Below are 23,464 nucleotides of genomic sequence, written 5' to 3'. Positions count from 1 at the left end.
AGAACATCAACCACAAATCTCTATGGTAGGAAGCTGCAGTTTTCATGGCTTTGGTTTTTCAGGTCTTACCATTTTCGGTAATGTTCTGGAACTATCATTGCAACTACAGTCAATTTCCTATCCAAACCTCATTTTTCATTATATCCCAAAACTTATTCTTTTGGGATTATGCCTTTGTTTGTTTCTGGGACTTCTGGTTTACCATTTTTTTAATATCAAAAAACAAATCGGTTCCTTTATTGAAAAAAACAAAGAAAAAGAAGTTACTCACAAGGAATATCAGCTTTATCTTTTATTTTTCGGTATTACAATCATTGTAATCGAAATCATCAATGAAATTTTTAAAATAAGGTCAAAAAGCCTTTTGGCAGTCAATCTTTCTATCGGATTTTTTATCTTATTACTTTATTTTTTAAGTCATAAAATTGAATCGTTCAAAAATAAAGTTGGTGTCATTTTTATTAGTATTTTTTTATTGTTTACAACTCATATTGCGCGCAATATCATTATTTACCCAAATGACAATGTACCAATAATTGCTTTCTTAATTTCTTTTTACTTTTCATACAGCATCCTGAGGCCTATACAAATTTACCGCGGTTTTGCCGCTGCTGTATTTATTTATAACATTGTAAACCTTGTTTTTAATTCTATTCCGCTAAAATCTTCTGTTTTACTATTGTCGTTCTGTCTGGTCATTTTTGTAATTAATCACGTTAAATACGCCATTTTTTTAAATACACGTGATAATTTCAGGTTTACCAATGAAATAGTTCACAAAGGAAATTCACTCACACTTGCCTGCAACAAAAAAGGAGAACTTATTTTTTGCAGTGAATCTATTACCGAAATACTTGGATATACCCCTGATGAAGTAATGGGAATGGGCTTTTGGAAACTTACCGAAGATCCGGATTTCATTGGTGAACAATTTTGGGACAACTATCAGGATAGTGTATCTTATGCTAGAAAATTAAAATGTAAAAACGGCGAGTACAAGTACATTCAATGGAAAGACAAACGTTTTACCGAAGATCTGATTATAGGCATAGGACAGGATATTACGGAACAAATCAAAATAAAAGATCAGTACAAAAACCTGATTCAGTCCGCTGCAGATATTATTTTTGAAATTGATACGAACGGAAATTTTACCTTTATCAATGATTTTGCTTTTTCTGTACTTGAATATACTGAAAAAGAAGTTATTGATACCCATTATTCTAATTTCATCCATCCTGATTACCGAAAAAAGGTTGCTGATTTTTATGAAAACCTTGAAGAAAATAAATTTAATTACGACACTATTGAATTTCCTATTTTAAAGAAAAACGGGGATGCTATCTGGATTTCGCAAAAAGTTATTACACAGAAAAATGATTCGGGACAAGTTGTAGGTTTTGCCGGTATTGCCCGGGATATTACGGAACTTAAAAACAACGAAAACGAAAAAAGAATCAGACTTGAAAAAATTGAATCGTACACCCATTCAACAAAAAAACTATCTACAACCGACTTTAGCAATTATGATAATCTGCATGTTTTAATTGATTTTATCATTAAAGAAGCCTCTGTTTCAAAAGCCAACCGAATCAGTTTCTGGAAATATAGTCATGATACCCTTATCTGCAAAAATCTTTACAGTGAGGATAAATCTAATTTTCACAATACGCATATACTCGACAAGGCCTCACACCCTATTTATTTTGAGACTTTACAAAAAAAAGCTATCATCAATGCTCCTGATGTTTTTAACAAGATAGAGACCTCCGAGTTCCAAAAAGAATATTTTATTCAGAACAGGGTTATTTCTATGCTGGATGTACCTGTTTTTTTTAGTGGGCGTCTGGCTGGAGTAATTTGCTTTGAAAGTACCAAAAAGAAAAGGATATGGGACAATGAAGATATTAATTACGCCCGTACGATTTCAGATGTCATCTCACTTGCCATTTCATCCCAAATGCGTCTCAAAGCCGAACGTAAACTGGAACTTAAAAGCCAGCTCCTGTCTGCATTGGCTCTTTGTACAGAGAAATTTTTATTAAGCAAGACGACTGAGGAAATGTTTCAGGAGACCTATAACATTATAGGAAAGGTAGCTCATGCCGATCATATTTATTATTATGAGAAGGACTTTGAAACCAATACCATCACTCAAAAATACAAATGGTCGCGATCCAAAGATCTGGACAAAAACATTATTCTTCAAAAATTTACCGAAACCAATTTAAAAGAGATTGTTGAAAAAGCCGAAAACAAGAAAATCCTGAATACCCTGACTCGGTTGCTTGACGAAGGTTCTTTTTTTAAAAATTTACTGGAGATGCACAACATCAAATCAATATTGATTCTTCCTTTGTATGTGCATGATGTTTTTAGCGGCTTTATTGGTTTTGATGACTGCCACAGTGAACACAAATGGTCTGAAGAAGAAATTTACATTTTCCAGACCCTTGCCAATAATATTTCATCTGCTCTTGAACGAAACCGAAATCAGGGCAAAATCCTTGAAAGTGAGGAGAAGTTTAAATTAATTACCAATAATATCCCCGGGACAGTCTATCTGTCTAAATTTGATGCTTTTTCTACCAAAATATTCCTGAACGACCAGATCCTAAACCTTACAGGTTATTCTAAAATCGAATTCCTGGAACATAACCTTTCTTTTTTATCGCTTATTCACCCTGACGACAAGGAAGATGTGATTCATAATCAGGTGCAAAATTTACAACAAGGAAAACCATTACACAATACTTATCGAATTAAACGAAAAAGCGGAGAATACATCTGGATAGAGGAATTTGGGGATGTCATTAAAAAAGGTGATGAAATTGAATTTGTTGGAGGTATCTATTTCGATATTACTACTAAGAAGCAAACAGAAGATGCTATAAAAGCCAAGCAGCTGGCAGAAGCAGCCAATAAATCGAAATCGGAATTTCTTGCCAATATGTCACATGAAATAAGAACCCCTCTGAATGGTATTATCGGTTTTACCAACCTACTCATGAAAACCGACCTTGCCCCTATACAGGAAAAATACATGACTACTATCAACCAGTCAGCACATTCACTTTTGGAAATCATCAATGATATTCTGGATTTTTCTAAAATTGAAGCGGGTAAACTGGAATTGTTTATAGACCTTTATGACATCAAAAAATTATTGGAGCAAACGTTCGATCTTATTCGGTATGAAGCTAACCTCAAGAACCTTAACCTTGAGCTTCATATTGCAACGAATGTGCCGCAATATATCCGTACCGACATTGTACGCCTAAAACAAATACTAATCAATTTATTGTCAAATGCTGTCAAATTTACTCCAAAAGGATTAATCAGGCTCGATGTCACTATAATAGAAAGCCATGAAGCGCTCTACACCCTGCGTTTTGCAGTTACAGATACGGGTATAGGAATTCTGGAAGAAAACCAGTCCAAAATTTTTAAAGCTTTTTCACAGGAAGACGGTTCAACTACCCGAAAATTTGGCGGTACCGGACTAGGTCTTACAATTTCGAACCAGCTCCTGGCGTTAATGAACAGTCATCTGCAGCTTGAAAGTAATATTGGAGAAGGGAGTACCTTTTATTTTGACCTGAAACTCCTGACAAGCCATGAGAACCCAAACGAAAAAAACATAATCCAAGATAATGATTTCCCTGCAGTCCCAACTTTACTGCCAGCACAAAACCCGGTTTTTATGATTGTGGAAGATAATAAGGTGAACATGCTGCTTTTAAAAACAATTCTTAAAAACCTTTGCCCGGAAAGTAGTATTTATGGCAGCGAGAATGGTCATGAGGCACTTCTTCAGTTTGAAAGCATTACACCAGATTTAATTTTTATGGATATCCAGATGCCTGTTATGAACGGTTATGAAACTACCAAAATATTACGCAACACGCTTAAAGGCGAAAAAATTCCTATTATTGCCGTAACAGCTGGTGCAGAAAAAGAAGAACGCGACAAATGCCTGTTGGCAGGAATGAATGATTATATTGCTAAACCAATTATGAAGGGAGTTATTGAAACTATTTTACTCAAATGGCTGATTTAGTTCATAACTAAATTGTTCCGACCGATAATTTATTACAAAAAAAATATAAATTCGTTATCCACAAATCATAAACCAGCTTAAAAATAATATCTTATGAAATGGTTAGGCAAAAGACAAAGTGACAATGTTGAAGACAGACGTTCAATATCCGGAGGCAAAGCCGTACTTGGCGGAGGTATTCTTGGTATTATTATCTTATTAGTGAATGTTTTTGGCGGTGAAAATGCCAAACTAATTACTCCGGTACTGGAGCAGCTACAGGGAAATCAACCTCAAACAGAAGCAGCTGCACCTCTAAGTGCAGAAGATAAAGAAATGGGGGATTTTGTTAAAGTAACCTTAGCTTATACTGAAGATATCTGGGGAAAAATTTTTGAAGAAAACGGAATGACATATAAAGAGCCGAAGCTTGTTCTTTTTAGAGGATCTGTACAAACTGCCTGTGGCGGTGCCTCGTCTGCTTCAGGTCCTTTTTATTGTCCTGGTGACCAAAAAGTATATATGGACCTTGATTTTTTTGAAGAACTAAAAACCAAATTTGGTGCAAAAGGCGGTGATTTTGCAATAGCCTACGTTATCGCCCACGAGATTGGCCATCATGTGCAAACTTTACTGGGCACCTCTGCCAAAATGCGTGAAGAACAGGAAGGGAAAAGCGAAGCTGCTGCTAACAAACTATCTGTAGCACTAGAGCTTCAAGCCGATTTTTATGCGGGTGTATGGGCACATTATAACAAACAAAACCTGGATGAAGGGGATATTGAGGAAGCACTGAGCGCTGCACATGCTGTTGGTGATGATGCCATCCAAAGCAAAATGCAAGGGCATGTAGTACCGGACTCATTTACCCATGGTACCTCTGAACAACGAATGTACTGGTTTAAAAAAGGATATAACAGCGGTGATATCCATCAGGGCAATACTTTTGATGAGATATAATAACATTTTCAACATCAATATCAATGTCAATTTTAATGTTCAATATTGATATTACTATTTACTATTTACTATTTACTATTTACCAATTCATATTCGTAGTAAGGCACATCAACTCCTTTAATCTGAAACACCACATCATTGATTTTTTCTGCTCCAAGTTTCAAAACGGCTTTTTGAGAACGGAAGTTTTCTGCTCCAACATGAAAAATCACCGAATCAACATATTGAAAAGCATAATCGATCAGTAATTTTTTGTTTGATTTATTATAAGGGCCGCCCCAATATTTTCTTTTAATAAAAGTGTAGCCAATTGCAATATTTGATTTTTCGGAATTGTAATCATAAAAACTTGTCGTTCCCATTATTTCGTTAGTTTGTTTATCGAGAATTAGGAATGGATTTTTTGTAATTATAATTTCAAAAAAAGCTTTAAAACCTTCTCTTTGATATCGGTCTTTTACAGGATTCTGTTCCCAAATTAACGGGTCGGAAGCTGCGTCAAATAATGCTTCAAAATGTTCTTCTTGTAAGGGAATTAATTTTGTAATTTCATTTTCTAAAATTTCCGGCTGTAAATTGAAATTAGATATTTTCATTCTTAAAATTAGTTTATAGAATTTGTTTGATTTTTACACAAGTAACATTTGGCATTTTAATTTCTTCACCTGTTTTGGTTAACAGACCACTTTTTTTATTTCTTCTAAAAACAACCACATTTCCTGAGTTGACGTTTGTAGCAATTAGAAAACTTCCAGTTTCATCAAGAGCAAAAACTCTCGGATGATCGCCCAAAGTAGACTGATACCCTATGTTTTTTAAGAGTCCTTTTTTATCAATAGAAAAAATAGCTATATTATTCTCTTTCCCTCTGTTTGAAGCGTATAAAAATTTTCCGTCAGGAGAAATATGAATATCCGAGCTTGCGTAACCTTCCGTTATAGTATCAGGGTGCGTACTGATACGCTGAATCTTTTTTAAGCTTCCATTTTTATATTGATAAACGCTTATGTAACCAGCCATTTCTTCAATACAATACCCAAATTTTTGATTCGGATGAAAAGTAAAGTGCCTTGGTCCCGCTTCTAAATCGGTTTTTGTGAATGGAACTTTAGCTTCAGTTAAAGGCTTTTTTTGTTTTTCATCAAATTGATAACATCTGATTTTATCGGCTCCTAAATCAGGCAAAAAGAGATAACTAAAATCAGGAGAAAATACCGCTGAATGAACATGAGAACGTGTCTGTCTTTCTTTGTGAGTGCTTCTATCAGTATATTTAAAATTTTGGGCTATCGAATCTATTCTTCCGTTTTCTAAAACAGGAAAAACCGAAACACTTCCTTCATTGTAATTAGCGTTAGCAATCCATTTTCCATTTTTATGAATGGTAACATATACCGGGTTTTCACCTCCGCTTGCCTGTTTATTTAAAAAAGTAAGGGTTTTGTTTACCGGATTAAATTCAAAACTGCTTACACTTCCTGCATTTGGCGTTTTCGTATCTGTACAGGCGTACACGTATTTTCCGTTTGGAGAAATGGTTAAATAGGACGGATTAATTATATTTTTCACTCCGGTTATTTTAATCAGATTTCCGTTTACGGTATCTAATTGGTAAACCTGAATTGATTCTGCCGTTTTATCTTTGTTATATGAGCCTAAAAAGACGTAAGTCTTTTGTGAGAATGCATTAAATGAAGCGAGAATGGTAAGTACGAAAAAGGCAATTTTTAATTTCATTTTTTTAGTTCAGATTTATGTTCAATCTTGTCATTTCTGACGAAAGAGAGCCGAGCAATAGCGAATAAACGAAGTAAACCACATTCGCAAATCTACAAAGATAGGTGACATACTTTGCGTAGCTTCTGGTGTGATTTCTCCCAAAAGGTCGAAATGAAAAACTGGACGTTTCACATTTCACAAAATTACTATTTCACTCCTTTCCACCATTGTTTAAACTCCTGCTTGTCATTTTTCAGTTCTACTAATTCTCCAATCATCGGTGTAATCAACGGAATCGGATTTTCTGATGCAGCATTTAATTCACTTACTTTGATCAAAGGTTCGTCCCAGGAATGAAGAGACAATGGAAATTTTGAATTATGTACAGGAAAGACTCTTTTTGCTTTTAAGTCTTTCATCGCTCTTATTACATCTTCCGGCAAATTGTGAATGTATTTCCATGCCGGATTATATTGTCCATTATCAATAAGTGCAATATCAAAAGGACCAAATTTGTCACTAATTGCTGTAAAGTGGGTATCGTAACCACTGTCGCCACCCAAATACATTTTGAAATCTTTGGTTTCTAAAATAAAAGAAGTCCAAAGTGTATTACAGCGCTTGATGCTTCTGCCGGAAAAATGTCTCGATGGAGCAGTATAAAGTGTTAGATTTTGATCTAATGTTACTTTTTCGTGCCAGTCTTTTTCGATAATATTTTCTACCGGAAAACCCCAAAATTCAAAATGTGAACCAACGCCAAGTGCCGTGATTACTTTTTTTATTTTGGGCTTCAGTTCTATTATAGTTTTATAATCTAAATGATCATAATGGTCATGCGTTATGAGCAAATAATCAATTTCAGGAATATCATCATAGGTATAAATATCAGTTCCTTTAAAAGCTTTTGTAGTTCCGTAAACAGGAGAAGCGTTTCCGCTTAAAACAGGATCAATTAAAAAACGTTTCCCCTCAAGCTGAATATAATAAGACGAATGCCCAAACCAAACTAAAACATCCTCATGCGAAGGAAGTTCTTTTAAATTCGTTTTTATGGAAGGGATAATATCAGTTGGGATTTTTCGGTCAACCTTCTTAAATAAAAATTCAGTTAAAACATCATAATAACCATAACCTTCAGCCAGTTCCGGAGTGAAGTTTTCATTTTCGAATTTTCCGTTTTTGTATTGGGGTGATTTTTGTATTAAAGCCAGTCGTTCTCGGGAAGGTTTTTTTCCGAATCTGGGATGAAATAAAAAGTATAAAATAACCGCCAGTAAAAGGATTAGTAATGTAAGGATCATTATTTTTTTAGTTAGAAGGATATAATTTTTGCAATTCTTTTACTGATTCTGAAATCATTTGTTTCAGAATATCATTATTGATATCTGCCAGTTTTTTGATGTATATGCAGCCTTTTCCTGCCTTATGTTTTCCGAATTTCGAAAGCAGTTCCTCCTTGTTTTCAAAAGAAGAAGACAGATAAAGTGAAATAGCATCTTTTCTGGGAGAAAAACCAACTAAGGGAGCATCACCTTCGTGTCCACTTTCGTACTTATAATGATAATTTCCAAAACCGATGATACTTGCACCCCACATTCTAGGTTCAAAACCGGTAACTTCACGGATTATTTTTAGAAGTTCAAAAGCATCTTTTCTTTTTACTTCCTCAGCAACAGCATCAATATAATCAATAACACTGCTTTCCGTTTCTGTAGTTTTATTTTTAGCCATTTTGAATTAGTTTAAAACATTCCATTTTCATTAATTATTTTGTTGGGAATGGGCTGTCCCAAATCCCAAAGTTCTACAATTTTATCTGATTCAAATCGAAAAATGTGAACAACTGCTGCACCCAAATCTGTTGAATTTTGTCTAACATGCGAATGAACTGCAACTAAATTCCCGTCTTCTAAAATATGCTGAATGGTTAAGATTTTATTTGGATTTGTTTTTGCCGATTCTTCCATAGCCAGCATCAGCGTGTCTGCGTCTCCTTTAAAATAAGCATTATGATGTTTGAAATTTTTGCTGACATACAGTTGAAATGCTTCGTGAGAATGCCCTGTAGCAGCAAGCTTTAGAAAGTTTCGGACTATAGATTTCTTAGCCATGGTATATCGCTTTAAAAGAAATCTAAGTTATGAAATTTAACTGTTTATGATTAAATAATACATCCAAAACTTAAATAGTAAAAATGTTGGGATTGGTAAAATACGTTTTGAAGCCTGAATGGTGAGTCAGTTTATTTTACCAAACCCATAAGTGTTGTTTTTGTTTTTTTAATTTGTCTGGCTTTATTTTTTTTCAATTAGTACAAATTGGCTTAGGGAAAACGCAGCTGCTGAAGCACAAAAAACAGAATAGTCAAGAGGCGCTTTCAAACCTGTTGAAAATGCCATAGACAAGCCAAAAAGCAATAATAAAACCCCACTTCCTCTCGCAATTAACTGAGTTTTAAAATTTGTTAGCAGTAAGACCGCAAATACAACTTCTAAGAAAGTTGCAACAAATCCAATAGCCGGAATCATTTCAACGGGAATGAACGGATTTAATGTTTTTGTATACTCCAGAAAGTTTTCCCAGTCTCCCCAGACAGAAACTTCTTTCGGCCAAAATCCCAAACGATCTGCAACGGCTGATAAAAATCCGGCGCTTAATGATAATCTCAGAAACCATTCAATGATTGTAATTTGTAATATTTTCATAATTGTTTATTAAAATGAAATGCATTAATTATAAAATCTTCCTTATAATAAAGTTTGTGTGCGCCGGTTCGTGTATAACCGCTGTCTAATTGTAAAGAACTGCACTTTTCCTGTTTTGCAATATCATAAATGTAATTAAGCAGTATAGTTGCGTAACCTTTTCCTCTGTAATTTTCCAGTGTCGACAGATCATCAATATACAACATTTTGCCACAGTACAGCATGGTAAAAAAACGATAGCCTGCAACCGCAATGGTTTTGTCATTTTCTAAAATGTAGAGGAGAGTGTAACCTTCCTCTTGCATTTTCTTTATTTTTTTGATGAAGTCTTCTTCTTTAAGCATTGGTCGTAAAAGAAACATAGCCTCCCAACAGGAAGCTATGTCTTTGTTTGTAACTGCAATTTTTATTTCAGCCATAACAAATTATTCAGGAATTAATAAAGTAGCTCTGCCGATTCTATTCCATGCATTGATGCAGGCAATAGCCATAATAGAATGCGAAACTTTTTCTTTGCCTAAAACCTTAATGGCATTATCAAAAATTTCATTGGAAACACCATTTTTAGAAATCAAAGTCGTTTCATCTGTTAAAGCCAATACTGCTTTTTCCTCTTCTGAAAAGTACGGGGAATCTTCCCAGGCACTTAAGGCTAAAAGTTTTTTCGTTGATTCGCCATCAGCCAAAGCATCTTTGCTGTGTGACTGAATACATAAAGCACACCCATTAATCAGTGATGCCCTTACTTTAATTAAGTGATAAAGTGATTTTGATAAATTGGTTTCAGAAACATACCTATCCAGTTCTATAAGTGACTGGTAAGCTCCGGGAGTTTCCTTTGCGATGTCAATTCTTTGGGTTTGCATAGTAATTATTTTTAAAATATTAGATGCAAAAATAAAATGACAGCAAAGGGCAGAAAATGGACAAATCCCTGAAAATGTTGGACAATCTTAATCCGGTAATAAAGTCCGTAAATGATCTTTTGCGCGTGTTGCGGTTTGTTTTTTAAAAAATCTGGAGAAATAATGATTGTCATCAAAACCTAATTGGTAGGCTACTTGTTTTACATTTAAATTCTCGTAATTAAAAAGACGTTTTGCTTCTAAAATAATTAAATCATTTATAAGCTGTTGAGTGGTTTCGCCTGTGTTTTTTTTAGTAAGTTCATTTAGTTTCTGCTCTGTAATATTCAGTTGAACAGCATATTCTTTTACTGTTAGGCGTTTTTCAAAACTGTCTCTTACCAGATTCAGAAATTGTAAAAAAAGCGCATCCGGTTTGTAAAGTGCCCGCTGTTGCTGAAAAATCTTGTATCTACTCACTTCTATAATCAATAATTTCAAAACAGAATGAAGACTTGTTTCATATTCAAAATCTTTAGCCATGAGTTCATTCTGAATCGATCTGAAATAGTTTTCGACTTTATTGAAACTCTCTGTATCCGGAATATTTATAAGTTCATTAAGCCCAAAATGGCAGTATAAACCATTGTGGTAAATTAATTCAACGGCTTTATCATCTTTACAAAAAAAGTCATAAGTAAATTCCAGTACATATCCTTCGCAATTTTCAATCTCCAGAAACTGATAAAATTGTTTTGGAGTAATCGTTAAAAATTGACGCTCTTTAATTTCATAAACCTGATTATCAATATCAACCTTCACCAGTCCCTTTTTACAGTAAAGCAGCACAAATTTATACTGCCTTTGAGGTGCAGTCATTATTGTTTTGTCATCAATCTGGTATAAGTTTATTGCCATGATATTTAAACAGTTTTTTATAAGTTTGATTATTCATTTGAATGCCTAATACAATTTTTCCAGATAAACCAAAGTCAGATTATCGTTTATAAATTGTATTTTAAATTCTTTATAACCTAATTTTTGATAGAAATTCAAATTCTTTTCGCTTTTAAAGCCTGTAAATAATTCATAACGATTGCAGTTTTCAAACTGACTCTCTATTTCTTTCATAAGGGTCTGTCCGAATTTATTATTCTGGAATTCAGGTTTTACGATAAGTCGTCCAATATAAGCAGAACCCTCTTTTATTTGTCCACGGACTGAGGCTACCAATTGTCCGTCAACTATTCCTTTTAGAAATAATGTTCCTTGTTTGAAATCTTCATTAATCGATTCAAAAGTCTGTGTTAAAGGCGGAATGCTGTATTCCTTATGCAATTCGGCTTCAGTCTTATAACATTCTTTTTGAAGCTCAAGAATTGCTTTTAAATCGGCTTCACTAGCTTTTGAGATCTGAAAGTTCATATTGTTTTCCTAATTTTAAAATAGTGTTCGTTTCATTCATCTTTTTGCTTTTACATACCCGGCCAATACAATACATTGAATTTATGATTGTCAGGATCAGCAAAACCAAAAGTATATCCCTTTTCAAAATTTTGTGGTTCTGAAAAAATGGTTCCCTTAGCATATTTTACTTTTTCTACCCATTTATCAACATCCTCCCGACTATCTGCCGATAAGGAAAATATAATTTCATTGGTATTTTTTGAAATCGAAAGGCCTCCATTCATCGGTTTAGACAATCGTTCTTCTGTAAAGAAATTTATAATGAAATTACTTTGCCCAAAAGAAAAGCTAGCCATTTCTTTGTTTTCACTATTATCATTTCGTTCAAAACCAAGTGCAGTATAAAAAGCTGCTGTTTTCTCTAAATCTCCTGAGACCAAATTTGCCCAAATAAACCTTGTTTCCATGATGTTACAGTTTAGGATAGTAAAATTAGTGATTTGAATAATCTGTGCCGTTTTAAAATAATACAAGATCGTTATATTGTTTTAGGACTATATAATATTTCTTATTTGCTAATTTTATTGAATTCTGTCACGTAGTCAAATCCTAATCTGCCTTTAAGAAGGCAAAGTTCTATTTCTTCATCTTCTTCAAAATTATTATACTTATTTTTTCCAATAGAAAATCTTTCTTCATTATTATTTTCAAAAATCAGATGTATATAATATTCTTTTGAACGACCACCGCTGATTCCTTTACTTATGATAGTGAATCTTTTATATATTTTATCAGAATCTGCATAATGATGATTAACAAAACCCGCTACTGCAGCCGAAAGTAAAAAGAAGCCTACGAAAAGCCCAAAATGAACCACATATCTTCTTTTGCTTTCATAATAAACACTTGGGAATTTAATTTTTAAAACTGCTGTCAGCAAAATAGCAATCAGAATACCAACAAAACCTGCAGTCCAAAAAAGACGTGTTCCGTTTATTGTGTTATCAAAGTTTGTAATCTCAAAAATCAGGCAAAGAAGACTTATAAAAAAAAGCGTCGATGAGAAATAATAAACGAATTTATCAAATGGTTTGGTTATTTTTTCGAACGAATTTTTTGGCGGGAAAAAATCGTCAATAATAATCTGGGAAAGTGCCACAATTTGCATAAGCTGGTACATCCCGAATAAAAAAAACGGCAATGGAACTAGTCTGAATATTCCTTTATTATCAGCAAATAACGTTATCGGAATTATACAAAGTCCGATATAAAAAAGTTTTCTGTAAAAGATTTTTCGCATTTCAGAATTCTGTTTTGGTTTAACAAAATTCGCTTGATTTTTTTTATTCATTTGTTTGATTTCAAATATTCAATAATTAGTATTTAATTATACCGCCCATTTTTGTGTCTATTTTATAAATATTTGGATAAAATATTATGTCTTCAATGTAGAAATCGGCTATTACGTACCATTACTGAATTATTTCTGTATACATAGTTACTGAAACAACATAATTTATTAATTCGCCACTTGAACTTACGCCTCTTCCGCCCATTCCTTTTCCGTAAGACTCAAATTGATAAGTTTCAACTCTGTTTCCTGAATTATCGTTAGGACTTTTGTTTGACTGCATATAAATTATTCCACCTGTTTTTATTTCACTGGTTTTTGCCAGTCTTTTTGTCGTTTCAATTGCGTCAAGAACGGCTAATTCCTGTGCTTTTTTTAGATATTCAAAGGCGTCGGTGTTGAAATATGAAATTTTTTCAATTTTATTGAATTTAGTAGCGAGTAATTCCTCTGTAAAATCCTGCATCCTTTTGATATCCTTCAGAGTAAATATTAATTTTTGCGACGATGCAAAACCAACAAAAACTTCTTTATTCAGTTTTTGATCCCATCGGGTTGACTTATCTGTAGCAATAAGACTTGTTTTGATATCTAAAGAATCAGCAACATATCTTTTTACAATTTTTAAAACCTGATTTGTAGTTTTCTGATTTTCATTAATTGCCTCTCGTAAAGTAGGCTTTACATGATTGAAAGCAATCGTAATTTGGCAGGCATTTGGAAAAGCTGTAACTGTTCCTACACCAATTGCACTAATTTTTGGTTTATTATTCTGTTCATTTTGAGCATAAATAGTACTGCTGATCATTAAAAGGAGTAGAAAGATTTTCTTCATGTTTTTTTTTAGTTTTCTTGTTAAATAGTATTCAATATTTTTTAGTTTTATTTTTCAGCATATTCACTTGCAATCCTGCCTGAAATTAATCCTGCCACAGTTCCAAGGCCAGGCCAGGTATTGTCGCCTGTAAGCCAAAAATTTTCTACTCCTATATCTTGTGGAATTGCCTTGAAGTTTGAATTTTTAAGCGTTTGTTTAAATCCTCCAACACTCCCATCTGTCCTGCTTGTAAATTTTTGATATGTTGTCGGTGTTCCTATTTCGTAGATAACAGCATTTTCACCTAAGTTCGGATATACTTTTCTAGCACTTTCAACTAATTTTTGTCCGATTTTGTGTTTTTTGATTTGATATTCTGTTTCTGATAAATTTTGCCATTCAGAAAGTTCACAATGCGTAGATAACATCACGGAACGAAAACCTGCCGGAGCAGAAAGGGTGTCGTTTTTTGCAGATACAGATACAAACATATTATTCCCATTTCCTAATTTTGCCTCATAATCAAGCAATAACTGATGATGTGTATAAACCTGATTCGAAACTTCTATTTCAGGCACACCTAAAAAAACGACTATTGCACTTCCATGCTCTTTTTTGTTTTTTACTATAAAGGGATGTAATTTACTTTTTACAGCATCAGTCCCAATTTTATATGTCAGATCAACTGGTAATGAACTTATTATTTTTTTAGACTTAAAAGTTCCTTTACTTGTCTTTATATTCCAGCTTTCTTCTTCTTTACTGAAATTTATAACCCTATTTCCCTTTTTTAATGTTCCGCCCATTTCTAAATAATGGATTGCTAAATGATTCCAAAAACCTTTCATTCCCCCATCAGCTCTCATGAGTCCAGCTCCCCGAATAGTAGCCCCTAATGCAGCATTAATAAATGGTGCTTTGTCAATAGTACTATGAACAGTATCCTCTATCAGCATTGACAACAGGCCAATAAGCAGTTTATCATTTTCTAAATTGTATTTTTTCAGAACATCAAGCATTGTTACATTGAGGTACTTTACTAAATACACATTTCGTATCCCAATCGTTTTTATTACAATGTATAAATCCTTCAGACTTTGGATTGGCAATTTTATATTTTCTCTACTGGCGTTCCAAAATACTTTTGTTACCTTGTCCATAAGGTTCCAAAATTTGACATGTTTTTCGGTTGCGCCCAATTTATCCAAACGTTCTTTGTTCCATTTTTCAAAATCCCGATAAAGTATGACTTCTTTGTCAGGAAGCCAGGCAATATATTCAATGTACTCTCCTTTTGGAAGTTCTAAATTAATATCTCTGAAAAAATTTCCTCCAACACCACCTTCTACAAAATCTACCAAAGTAGTTGCACCAACATCAAATGAAAAGTCACTTTTTGTAAAAAATCCTGCGCATCCTCCCAACTGCCCATGAGCTTCAAAAACAACTGTTTTATATCCTTTATTCTGGAGTCTTAATGCTACGGAAAAGCCAGAAATCCCTCCCCCTAAAATTGCTATATCGTATTCCTGAATCATTTAGTTATAAATTCTGAGCGCAGCGTTCATAAAGTATTGTCCAATCTGAACCTGCAAAAAACATTCTTATATTAAACCAAATATAGCCAAAAAACTGTGTTAAATAAGAATTTTAGTATTTAAAGAAATGTTGCTGTCTGAGGGTTTTACAACCAATGGATCTCAGCACTCTTTGACTTAGAGTTTGTTTTTGATAAAGGCAATAACATTTCAATTAACTAAAAAAAGCATGACTATTTCAAAGTCATGCTTTTTTATAATTAGCAACTTTTTTTTAAGTTACAAAATGAATTTCTTACCTATTTCCCAGGCTTACTGGCTCATTTTCTATAAACAATCTATACGGAAATACATTCGAAGATTTATTTATTAAGTTTTTCATATAACTTTCACATAAATAATCCCATTCTGTTACAGATAAAGATTCTTTTTCTTCCTGATTTGTTTTTATATGAATATCTACAGTACGGCTAAAACCTGCTTTACTTGAAATTTCTTTTCGGGTACCTTTTTCTATTTTAACATCCTGAATGTAACTTTTAAAATGGTTAAAACTAAATGCTTTTATATCAGCAAAAGTTACTATTCTTCCTCTTGTCAATAAAGCATTTCGATATTCTAAAATTCGGTCTTTATTGTTTTGTTTGTTTGTTCCTCCTACTGTATTGGTAACTAATATTGCCTCCTTACTCGTAAAAAACAAATCGTCCTTAGCTTCCAGAACTGTACCCGCTTTAATATCATTACCATCCTCAGCACAAGTTGACCAATAACTTATTGTAAATGTTTTCCCTACAGATTCGTTTACTTTAGGTTTAATCATTAAATAGGGATCATTGTTTTTAGAAAAATTACTTTCTTTAGCTTGCTGCTCAACAGAAGCCAACAATTGATTGATCTCTATTAATGAACTATTCATAAAATCTTTTCCCAAGCCTGCAAAGGAAGAACTTTCGTCTTTTAATAAATCCAATACATTCTGAAGCAGTTCTGAAGCTGACCTGGAATCAAATCTGGAAACTCCTCCTGAACGCAATACGGCATTTCCTTCTTCGATTACACCATCACTAAAATCCTTAATTTCATAATGGTTTGCAAATGTATCTACAACAGCATCTACATCCAGATAAATGTCATTGCCTGTGTCCAGCGCTACATATGACAAAAATCCTCCCAGAGTTTTGTTTATAACATAGCGTTTTTTATTAATTACCGGAAAACAATTTGCCGTAAAAGATACATTATCTATTATCTGAGGAATTAACGATTCCGGAAAAACCATTTTTATCCAAATAACAGGATTTCCGTTATGCTTCGTTATATTCTCAAAAAACTTATATTCGGGATTATATTCGCTTATTTTTTTATGTTTTAGTCCCCCTTTTAACGTATAAAAATTATCAAAATAAAACTCGTTTACTTCCTGCATCAGTTCGCTCAGGTGAGTATAATTACGGTTTATGATATTTTCGATATCAAGACTGTTTACAGGAACATTATACCCCTCTTTTACTTTAATTTCTATATCATCATGATAGCATTTCATCTGCTTTAGATAATAATGAAACATCTCCTTCTGATGAATATTTTTAATATCAATGTACAGCATTAAATCCTCTAACTCCAATACATTAGGATCTTTCAATTCTATACCTAAAAATACTTCTCCGGAAGGCAAGGAATGTTTGTAATCTCTAACCGCATCTTTATAAAAAAGATTAGAAATCTCATACAGGTTTCTTTCGTACGCTACATATCTAACCTCGCAGGAAGATAATTTTACTTCCAGGGTTGGAGAAAGAACAATTTCTTTAGCAATTGGCGCCAATGGATTATAAATATTATGCATTCTTCTAGTAACCATCATTTGGTTTTGCAGAGAAACCTTCATATTGTTGTCTATTGGCAAAGCGTGCATGATTGCTCTCGCCGGTTTAGCACCGGCAGCAACTTCAGGAAACATAATTTCCAGAACTCTTTCGACTATCCGGGTTTTGGAGTCTTCCAGTTCGTGTGCTACTTTTTCTAATTCATATGATAATGCATTTAGCATCATAGATACGACAGGATCGAATGAAGTTTCCATCTCTACATCTGAAAAGCCCCATGATCTGGCCGCTCTTTTTAAAACCCTGTCTTTTATTCGTTCTTGTCTCATTGTTGTTCGTTAAAATCAAATATTCCTCCTAACCTTTTAAATATCAGAAATATATGATACTTGCCTTTTTTTTAAATTACTTTTTAACAATCCTTATGTTTCAAAATACGTATACCTCTTTCAGTTTATGAAATTTGAATACAGTTGTTTTTTCAAAACCTGTTTCGCTTTTGGTCTGGCAACGGGTATGTTGGGTAAAAATTAAGACAAAAAGAAGTTTAATTAAGTTTATCATCTAATCTGTTTTATACCACCAAATGACAATACTTTGCATGCAATCTATTTGTCCCATATTTTCTTTACTTGGTTCGCCCCAATTGTACTCATCCATATTAGAAAATCTCTCAAATGTTATATACATATCAGAATGTACTCTAATCCATCTCGACCATTGTGGAGAATCTCCCGGTGGATAGTAGTCGGACCCCACAATACCTAAACCTTTTATTGCTTTTTCCCAGCCTGTATAGCCAGCCTTTTTTAAATTTATTGTTTTGCCATTAAAAGTAAAATTACCAGCATACTCTTTTTTGGGTCTTCTATTGAAAAACCATTTATCATTTTTTCTTTTCTCTTTTGTTTCTTCAGTCAACGGAAGCCCTCTTTCTTCTTCTAAGTTTTTGACTAAACCTAAGTCTAACTCCCGGGACTTAGTCAAATGCAATGTTTGTATAAATATATTACCTACAATATTGGTTTCCGGATAAGCTGACAAACTAACTCCTAATTCATCCCAAATAAATAATTTTTCAATCCGTAATGGAGACTTTATTTCTTCAATACTGTCATATTTACCGTATTTTGAAATTATGTCTTCTAAATTTTCAATTTTATCATAACTTTCAGTATCTTCAACTATTTGGCCTGTTGCTGCATTTTTTTTAAATTTCGTAATTATGTAATAATCATTATCTGAGTGTTTATTCAACTTTATTAATTTAGTTTTCCAATAATAATTTTTTATTATCTTACCTCCAGAAGAATCAATAACTATTCGGTCGAACATACCCATAGCATCAGTAAATTTTTCAACAGGCATGCCTAATTCTATTTCCTTACTATTGTAATACAGTTTCTTTTTTTCGAGCACAAAACCTGTTTCTCTTTTACCCTGACAACTGGCAAGCTGTATGAAAATTAAAAACCCTAAAAACAACTTATTGTACATCATCTGTTCTATTCCACCAGATTACTATATCTTTTACACAATCAAATTCCCCCACTTTATCTCTGCTTAATGCCCTGTATTCGTTTTCATTATTGAAACGACTCAAAGTTAAATACATGTCTGAATGAACCCTAATCCATCTCGACCATTGAGGAGAATCACCGGGAGGATCATAATCTGAACCCACAATACCTAATTCTTCAATAGCTTTTTCCCAACCTGTATAGCCAACCTTTTTTAAATTTATTGTTTTGCCATTAAAAGTAAAATTGCCAGCATATTCTTTTTTGGGTCTTCTATTGAAAAACCATTTATCATTTTTTCTTTTCTCTTTTGTTTCTGCAGTCAACGGAAGCCCTCTTTCTTCTTCTAAGTTTTTGACTAAACCTAAGTCTAACTCCCGGGACTTATTCAGATGCAATGTTTGTATAAATATATTACCTACAATATTGGTTTCCGGATAAGCTGACAAACTAACTCCTAATTCATCCCAAATAAATAGTTTTTCAATCCGTAATGGTGACTTTATTTCTTCAATACTGTCATATTTACCGTATTTTGAAGTAAGTTCTTCCATTGTGTCGAAGTTGAATTTATCTTCATTATTTAAAAATATTACATATTTTTTTTTTTCATTATTAAAATAAGCCTCATATTTTTCTTTTTTCCAATACCAAGTCCTGCTCATAGAACCACCAGAAGAATCAATATTGATCCGATCATACATACCCATTGCATCAGTAAATTGTTCTACGGGCATACCTAACGCTATTTCTTTATTATTATAATACAGTTTCTTTTTTTCCAGTACAAAACCTGTTTCTCTTTTGGTCTGGCAACTGGCAAGCTGCATACAGGCTAGTAATACTATTATTTTTAATACTTTCATTATTGATTTGATATCTTAAATTTCAAAAAAGTTATGGTATACTAATGGCTGTGACTCATACTTTTCATGAAATCTGCATACGATTGCGATTGTTTTTTTATTTTAAGTGACTTCTGTCCATATTTCTCATTGAGCTCATTTAGTTTTTCCCAGCCCTTGTTCCATTTTTCAGGAATTTTATTATAAATAGATTCCATACTTTTCTCTAAGGTTTTAGAAACTTCATAATCGCGCATTTTTGACAGTTCCTTATATAAATTTGCCATTTCCTGATAACCATGTCGAATGCCTAATAATATAATACTAGGCTGCCTTGACAGCAATACACGAGGCTTGTTTTTTTTACACCAGTCAATTACCTGTTCATCCATCCAACTCGTATACATAGGGTGTTGAAAAAGGATATCTTGAGCATACTCTATTATTTGCTTTCTAAAATCATTTTTCAAAAACAACTCCCCTACTTTAAACACTGCTTCCTGAGCCAGTTCTACGGCCAATGGATGTAATGGGTGCAAAGCACTGTCTTTTGCCAGCTGTGTATGTGTAGGACCATATTGATTTACTTTCCAGTTTCCCTTTTCCAAATAAAAAAGTTCATTGTCCAGATAAGTTTGATATTCATCTATAAGCCCGATACCTTGTAAACACATATGATGCTTCAGCATGTTTTCAATAACATCTGTATAGTCTGCAATATAATCTAAAATACCGGTACTGTTCATAAAATCTTTTAACCGCTTTTCTACAAACTCGTTTAACGTAATGTAATCTCTTATTTTTAAGTAATTTAAAAATGCATCCGAATACATGTTATCGTCTTTACCCTTGTATTTTACATTTTTTTCCTTACTATCTGACTCCTGAGCATTTGAAATATCTTTCAGCATTTCAAAAATTAAAGCATCATTAAAGGTACGTTCACCAAATTTTAATGATTTTTCTTCTTCTTTTTCCTTATCAAATATCTTTTGAACTATTTTGGGAGCTATACTGGCAATAGTATCCAGCATACCAAAGCTGCCTGTTTGCACAATGGCACAAGCTGCAGCGGCATAATAGAGCCCTTTATTGTCGACAGGGTTTTCATGTCCCAGACTTCTGTAATAATCTGATGGATGACTTTTTTGATCGTGCGTTCCAAAACCAGGCAAAGGAATCCTAATATTATTAATTCCATCTAAGGTTTTAATTTGTACTGCTTGCTGTGGTTTTGATTTTTTATCTTTATGCTCTTCCATATAATTTCGCACGGCATCTGTCCATAAATCCGAATTATTAAGTGTTCTGAATTTAACTTTAGCCAGGTCTATTTCAGAATGCTTTGCAAAACTATTAGTTGCACTATCGGCTTTGTGTTTTTTTAATTGTCCTTTTACAAAATCGGTCGGCATATTTGTCCATGGAAAAACCTCTGGGTCATAAACTTTCATTATGGCTATTTCGGTAAAATTACTATGTGCAAAATAATCTTCCAGTATATGCAAAGCTGCTCCAAAATTCATACGCCCTTCTACTGTGTCAGGGTTTGATTTATTTATAAAATCTATAAAACAATCAAAAGCACTTTCAAAACCACTTTCAATTTTACCGTCTTTACCTCTCTTACATTCAAAACCTCTGATATAATTTTTAGTACCGGTAGCTTTGTTATGATTCCATTGCAGATCTATTGGGTCTTTTACAAAAGAATTATCTAAAGTGTGATTAAAATCTGCGGGAGGGCATGCTTTGTTTTTCTTTTTGTTTGCTTCACAAATTAATCCAGGATGTAAAGCCGCCGGATTATCTATATGTTCCTGAGGTTTGTATACCCCTAATAAACCTGATGTTACCGGTGCATATTGTTTACGAAATGTTTTTAAATATTTAAAAAAATCCTGTGGTTTACTTTCAGCCTCATCATCTTTAATTAGTTTGTCTCCAAATTCTTTTACACCTAATAATTCAACTAACGAAGTAATGGCTTCTCTGCTTAATTTTACAGGTGAAATAGACGTTACCTGCCATGCCAGCTCTATTTTTGTCGGCATTGCACCTAAAAAAGTTTTTTTTGTAGTATACTTCAAGTAAGGTAAAGAATAATTCTTATTCCCCTTTGGCGGATTGACATCTCTTATTGCCAGAAGATCTTTAAGTAATTTCTTACTTTCCTTAGCTGAACTAAATTTTAAAATATTATCGTCGCTTAACATATTCAGTGCGTTTGCAGCAGGTCGCACTACCATAGGGTCTACAAACTGTGAAAAATCACGTAGCCAATTCCCAAAATAGATTTGAGATCGTTGAGTGTTAACTCCTTTTGCATCATCTGCATATCGTGCAATTCTCCCAAGAGCAACATTTTCAATATGCTGATGTCCCAGACCATGCATGGTATCGCCTATACCCGCTCCAAAAAACTCATAGCCGGCATAAAAATTATCGTCTTTATCTTCTCTATTATCTACAAACTCTTTTAGTTTTTGGTGTAAATCAGCAAAATCCCAAACTAATTTATTTTCTGCACCATCAATAGTCGCCGTAGCATAATGTTGTTCCTTAACTTTTAAGGGATCGATGTAATATTTTTTATATTTTCTATTCATTCTTGCAGAAAACTTAGCTCCTTCATCTTTTTGTGCATCGCCCCCTTTGTCAGAATACTCATAACGCAATAAATAATCTAAATGATGTCCAAATTCTTCTACCAAAGCAAGCAGCAATGCTTTTTGATTTACATTATCTTTTATTGCTTTATTTATAAAACCTTCAGAAATGATAATATGGTTTTTAAATTTTTCTTTTTCTCCGGTATAGTACGTTGCACCAAAACCGGGAACACTTAGAACTACTGTAATTTGGGGATTTATACTCTCCTTTTCATCTGAAGCATCCTGATATAATTTTTCATAAGCTTCTAACGGAACATCTTCACCAAAAATACTGGACATCCACATACAAAACATAGCTTTACTGTCTTTTTTAGCAAAACTGAACAATTGCTCCAAAGCAAATTTACTTTCTAATTTAAACTCACTTTCTTCTATTTCTATTTCAGGGGGAGAATAATCACTATATACAACACCATTTTCTTCTCCTTTTAAATCAATGCTTGCGTTACTATTTAAAACCAGATTTTCCTTATGCGCTTCATAATTTACTTTATCAGCAATTTCGACCAGTTCTTTGGCTCTAACCGTATAGCTGGTTTTAGCTTGTATAGTAATATTTTTAGCTTGTTTAGTAATCCCCATAATTAAAACATTTTAGATTTTTCGGTACTGTTTTTTTCTATGGTTTTACCACTTTGGAGTGTCATGTTTTCTTTTTCACTAAAAATAGTTACTTTTTCGGCAAGGGTATTAAAATCTGCCGTTTGTCGATGTGTTTTATCTGACGAAATTTCATTTCTTACATCAGAGTTTTCCATAATTTCTCCGGCAGCCGTTTGCATAATATCGTTTCCTGCCACTACTGTTATATCATTATTTGCCGAATTATCCATGTTTTCACCTGCAATGACAGAAACATTTTTACCCGCTGTAATACTAACATTTTCTCCGGCCTTTACCGTAAAATTCTTTGGTGCATTCACATCAATGTTTCCCTGACCATCCATTTTCCAGGTATTTCCACTCGGGTCTTCAATCAAAATACTTCCATCGCCGTCGTTCAGAATAAATTTGATTCCTGAACGGGTGTGAATCGCCTTTACATTATTCTGACCGTCTGCATAACCGCTGGATTGGCTTCCATTGTATTGTGCTCCCAAAACATACGGATTCTGTGCATTGTTTCCTTCAAAACCTACCAAAACCTCTTCATCGATTTCCGGAATAAAATAAAATCCTTTTCCTGAGCCTGAATGTGGCTGTAGCATTCT

The 23,464-nt window shown here is 33.4% G+C and carries 21 protein-coding genes; 2 read left to right on the top strand and 19 right to left on the bottom strand.

Going from position 1 to position 23,464, the window contains the following annotated elements; genetic code table 11:
* Nucleotides 1–22: 22 nt before the first annotated feature.
* Together GWR14_RS23410 and ypfJ are read left to right on the top strand one after the other, a co-directional pair.
* Complete coding sequence (locus tag GWR14_RS23410; RefSeq protein ID WP_163411568.1) at nucleotides 23–4,060, top strand: PAS domain S-box protein; 4,038 nt, start codon at nucleotides 23–25, stop codon at nucleotides 4,058–4,060.
* A gap of 93 nt (nucleotides 4,061–4,153) precedes the next feature.
* The gene (ypfJ, locus tag GWR14_RS23405; RefSeq protein WP_163411567.1) at nucleotides 4,154–4,999 is read left to right on the top strand and encodes a KPN_02809 family neutral zinc metallopeptidase; all 846 of its coding nucleotides are present in this window, start codon (nucleotides 4,154–4,156) and stop codon (nucleotides 4,997–4,999) included.
* A gap of 68 nt (nucleotides 5,000–5,067) precedes the next feature.
* Here ypfJ and GWR14_RS23400 read toward each other — a convergent pair whose 3' ends face one another.
* From GWR14_RS23400 to GWR14_RS23310, 19 genes are all read right to left on the bottom strand, one after another.
* A complete protein-coding gene (locus GWR14_RS23400; protein WP_163411566.1) occupies nucleotides 5,068–5,595 on the bottom strand; it encodes a GNAT family N-acetyltransferase in 528 nt (175 codons plus the stop codon).
* 13 nt (nucleotides 5,596–5,608) lie between these two features.
* A complete protein-coding gene (locus GWR14_RS23395) occupies nucleotides 5,609–6,736 on the bottom strand; it encodes a lactonase family protein (RefSeq protein WP_163411565.1) in 1,128 nt (375 codons plus the stop codon).
* A 188-nt stretch (nucleotides 6,737–6,924) separates the two neighbouring features.
* Nucleotides 6,925–8,022: an MBL fold metallo-hydrolase gene (locus tag GWR14_RS23390; RefSeq protein WP_163411564.1), complete on the bottom strand. Its 1,098-nt coding sequence runs from the start codon at nucleotides 8,020–8,022 to the stop codon at nucleotides 6,925–6,927.
* A gap of 7 nt (nucleotides 8,023–8,029) precedes the next feature.
* Complete coding sequence (locus GWR14_RS23385) at nucleotides 8,030–8,452, bottom strand: DUF1801 domain-containing protein (protein ID WP_163411563.1); 423 nt, start codon at nucleotides 8,450–8,452, stop codon at nucleotides 8,030–8,032.
* A gap of 11 nt (nucleotides 8,453–8,463) precedes the next feature.
* Entirely contained in the window at nucleotides 8,464–8,832 is a 369-nt protein-coding gene (locus tag GWR14_RS23380) for a nuclear transport factor 2 family protein (protein ID WP_163411562.1), read from the bottom strand.
* 183 nt (nucleotides 8,833–9,015) lie between these two features.
* A complete protein-coding gene (locus GWR14_RS23375) occupies nucleotides 9,016–9,426 on the bottom strand; it encodes a DoxX family protein (RefSeq protein WP_163411561.1) in 411 nt (136 codons plus the stop codon).
* Nucleotides 9,423–9,845, bottom strand: coding sequence for a GNAT family N-acetyltransferase (locus GWR14_RS23370; RefSeq protein ID WP_163411560.1), 423 nt, complete (start codon nucleotides 9,843–9,845; stop codon nucleotides 9,423–9,425). Before GWR14_RS23370 ends, GWR14_RS23375 begins: the two co-directional genes overlap by 4 nt.
* A 6-nt stretch (nucleotides 9,846–9,851) precedes the next feature.
* Nucleotides 9,852–10,292 (bottom strand): carboxymuconolactone decarboxylase family protein, encoded by a 441-nt coding sequence (locus tag GWR14_RS23365; protein ID WP_163411559.1) that lies wholly within the window; start codon nucleotides 10,290–10,292, stop codon nucleotides 9,852–9,854.
* Between the two features lie 87 nt (nucleotides 10,293–10,379).
* Nucleotides 10,380–11,189 carry a helix-turn-helix domain-containing protein gene (locus GWR14_RS23360; RefSeq protein WP_163411558.1) on the bottom strand — a complete coding sequence of 270 codons (810 nt, stop codon included), beginning with the start codon at nucleotides 11,187–11,189 and terminating at the stop codon, nucleotides 10,380–10,382.
* A 45-nt stretch (nucleotides 11,190–11,234) separates the two neighbouring features.
* Nucleotides 11,235–11,696 (bottom strand): GNAT family N-acetyltransferase, encoded by a 462-nt coding sequence (locus GWR14_RS23355; protein ID WP_163411557.1) that lies wholly within the window; start codon nucleotides 11,694–11,696, stop codon nucleotides 11,235–11,237.
* 50 nt (nucleotides 11,697–11,746) lie between these two features.
* Nucleotides 11,747–12,145: a VOC family protein gene (locus tag GWR14_RS23350; protein WP_163411556.1), complete on the bottom strand. Its 399-nt coding sequence runs from the start codon at nucleotides 12,143–12,145 to the stop codon at nucleotides 11,747–11,749.
* 101 nt (nucleotides 12,146–12,246) lie between these two features.
* Nucleotides 12,247–12,978 (bottom strand): hypothetical protein, encoded by a 732-nt coding sequence (locus GWR14_RS23345; RefSeq protein ID WP_163411555.1) that lies wholly within the window; start codon nucleotides 12,976–12,978, stop codon nucleotides 12,247–12,249.
* A 172-nt stretch (nucleotides 12,979–13,150) separates the two neighbouring features.
* Entirely contained in the window at nucleotides 13,151–13,864 is a 714-nt protein-coding gene (locus GWR14_RS23340; protein ID WP_163411554.1) for an SIMPL domain-containing protein, read from the bottom strand.
* 47 nt (nucleotides 13,865–13,911) lie between these two features.
* Nucleotides 13,912–15,384 carry a phytoene desaturase family protein gene (locus tag GWR14_RS23335; protein WP_163411553.1) on the bottom strand — a complete coding sequence of 491 codons (1,473 nt, stop codon included), beginning with the start codon at nucleotides 15,382–15,384 and terminating at the stop codon, nucleotides 13,912–13,914.
* A gap of 295 nt (nucleotides 15,385–15,679) precedes the next feature.
* A complete protein-coding gene (locus tag GWR14_RS23330) occupies nucleotides 15,680–17,542 on the bottom strand; it encodes a type VI secretion system baseplate subunit TssF (RefSeq protein WP_163411552.1) in 1,863 nt (620 codons plus the stop codon).
* A gap of 235 nt (nucleotides 17,543–17,777) precedes the next feature.
* Nucleotides 17,778–18,713, bottom strand: coding sequence for a DUF7738 domain-containing protein (locus tag GWR14_RS23325; protein WP_163411551.1), 936 nt, complete (start codon nucleotides 18,711–18,713; stop codon nucleotides 17,778–17,780).
* Nucleotides 18,700–19,599 (bottom strand): DUF7738 domain-containing protein, encoded by a 900-nt coding sequence (locus tag GWR14_RS23320; RefSeq protein ID WP_163411550.1) that lies wholly within the window; start codon nucleotides 19,597–19,599, stop codon nucleotides 18,700–18,702. The genes GWR14_RS23325 and GWR14_RS23320 overlap by 14 nt, the downstream gene beginning before the upstream one ends.
* A gap of 41 nt (nucleotides 19,600–19,640) precedes the next feature.
* Nucleotides 19,641–22,835 carry an HET-C-related protein gene (locus tag GWR14_RS23315; RefSeq protein WP_163411549.1) on the bottom strand — a complete coding sequence of 1,065 codons (3,195 nt, stop codon included), beginning with the start codon at nucleotides 22,833–22,835 and terminating at the stop codon, nucleotides 19,641–19,643.
* Nucleotides 22,836–22,837: 2 nt separating this feature from the next.
* Nucleotides 22,838–23,464, bottom strand: a 627-nt coding sequence (locus GWR14_RS23310; protein ID WP_163411548.1) for a phage baseplate assembly protein V, incomplete at its 5' end; no start/stop codon positions are given.

Source organism: Flavobacterium ajazii (genome assembly GCF_010614725.1).
GTDB lineage: Bacteria > Bacteroidota > Bacteroidia > Flavobacteriales > Flavobacteriaceae > Flavobacterium > Flavobacterium ajazii.
Note: the sequence above shows the minus strand (reverse complement) of the source record. Positions and strands in the feature narration are given on the sequence as shown.

Bases quoted from the DNA above. Each gene is read 5' to 3' on its own strand.
- GWR14_RS23340 (WP_163411554.1), bottom strand. From the start codon at position 13,864: ATGAAGAAAATCTTTCTACTCCTTTTAATGATCAGCAGTACTATTTAT.
- ypfJ (WP_163411567.1), top strand. From the start codon at position 4,154: ATGAAATGGTTAGGCAAAAGACAAAGTGACAATGTTGAAGACAGACGT.
- GWR14_RS23395 (WP_163411565.1), bottom strand. From the start codon at position 6,736: ATGAAATTAAAAATTGCCTTTTTCGTACTTACCATTCTCGCTTCATTT.
- GWR14_RS23365 (WP_163411559.1), bottom strand. From the start codon at position 10,292: ATGCAAACCCAAAGAATTGACATCGCAAAGGAAACTCCCGGAGCTTAC.
- GWR14_RS23345 (WP_163411555.1), bottom strand. From the start codon at position 12,978: ATGCGAAAAATCTTTTACAGAAAACTTTTTTATATCGGACTTTGTATA.
- GWR14_RS23320 (WP_163411550.1), bottom strand. From the start codon at position 19,599: ATGAAAGTATTAAAAATAATAGTATTACTAGCCTGTATGCAGCTTGCC.
- GWR14_RS23350 (WP_163411556.1), bottom strand. From the start codon at position 12,145: ATGGAAACAAGGTTTATTTGGGCAAATTTGGTCTCAGGAGATTTAGAG.
- GWR14_RS23385 (WP_163411563.1), bottom strand. From the start codon at position 8,452: ATGGCTAAAAATAAAACTACAGAAACGGAAAGCAGTGTTATTGATTAT.
- GWR14_RS23380 (WP_163411562.1), bottom strand. From the start codon at position 8,832: ATGGCTAAGAAATCTATAGTCCGAAACTTTCTAAAGCTTGCTGCTACA.
- GWR14_RS23355 (WP_163411557.1), bottom strand. From the start codon at position 11,696: ATGAACTTTCAGATCTCAAAAGCTAGTGAAGCCGATTTAAAAGCAATT.
- GWR14_RS23315 (WP_163411549.1), bottom strand. From the start codon at position 22,835: ATGGGGATTACTAAACAAGCTAAAAATATTACTATACAAGCTAAAACC.
- GWR14_RS23410 (WP_163411568.1), top strand. From the start codon at position 23: ATGGTAGGAAGCTGCAGTTTTCATGGCTTTGGTTTTTCAGGTCTTACC.
- GWR14_RS23330 (WP_163411552.1), bottom strand. From the start codon at position 17,542: ATGAGACAAGAACGAATAAAAGACAGGGTTTTAAAAAGAGCGGCCAGA.
- GWR14_RS23375 (WP_163411561.1), bottom strand. From the start codon at position 9,426: ATGAAAATATTACAAATTACAATCATTGAATGGTTTCTGAGATTATCA.
- GWR14_RS23390 (WP_163411564.1), bottom strand. From the start codon at position 8,022: ATGATCCTTACATTACTAATCCTTTTACTGGCGGTTATTTTATACTTT.
- GWR14_RS23400 (WP_163411566.1), bottom strand. From the start codon at position 5,595: ATGAAAATATCTAATTTCAATTTACAGCCGGAAATTTTAGAAAATGAA.
- GWR14_RS23360 (WP_163411558.1), bottom strand. From the start codon at position 11,189: ATGGCAATAAACTTATACCAGATTGATGACAAAACAATAATGACTGCA.
- GWR14_RS23335 (WP_163411553.1), bottom strand. From the start codon at position 15,384: ATGATTCAGGAATACGATATAGCAATTTTAGGGGGAGGGATTTCTGGC.
- GWR14_RS23370 (WP_163411560.1), bottom strand. From the start codon at position 9,845: ATGGCTGAAATAAAAATTGCAGTTACAAACAAAGACATAGCTTCCTGT.
- GWR14_RS23325 (WP_163411551.1), bottom strand. From the start codon at position 18,713: ATGATGTACAATAAGTTGTTTTTAGGGTTTTTAATTTTCATACAGCTT.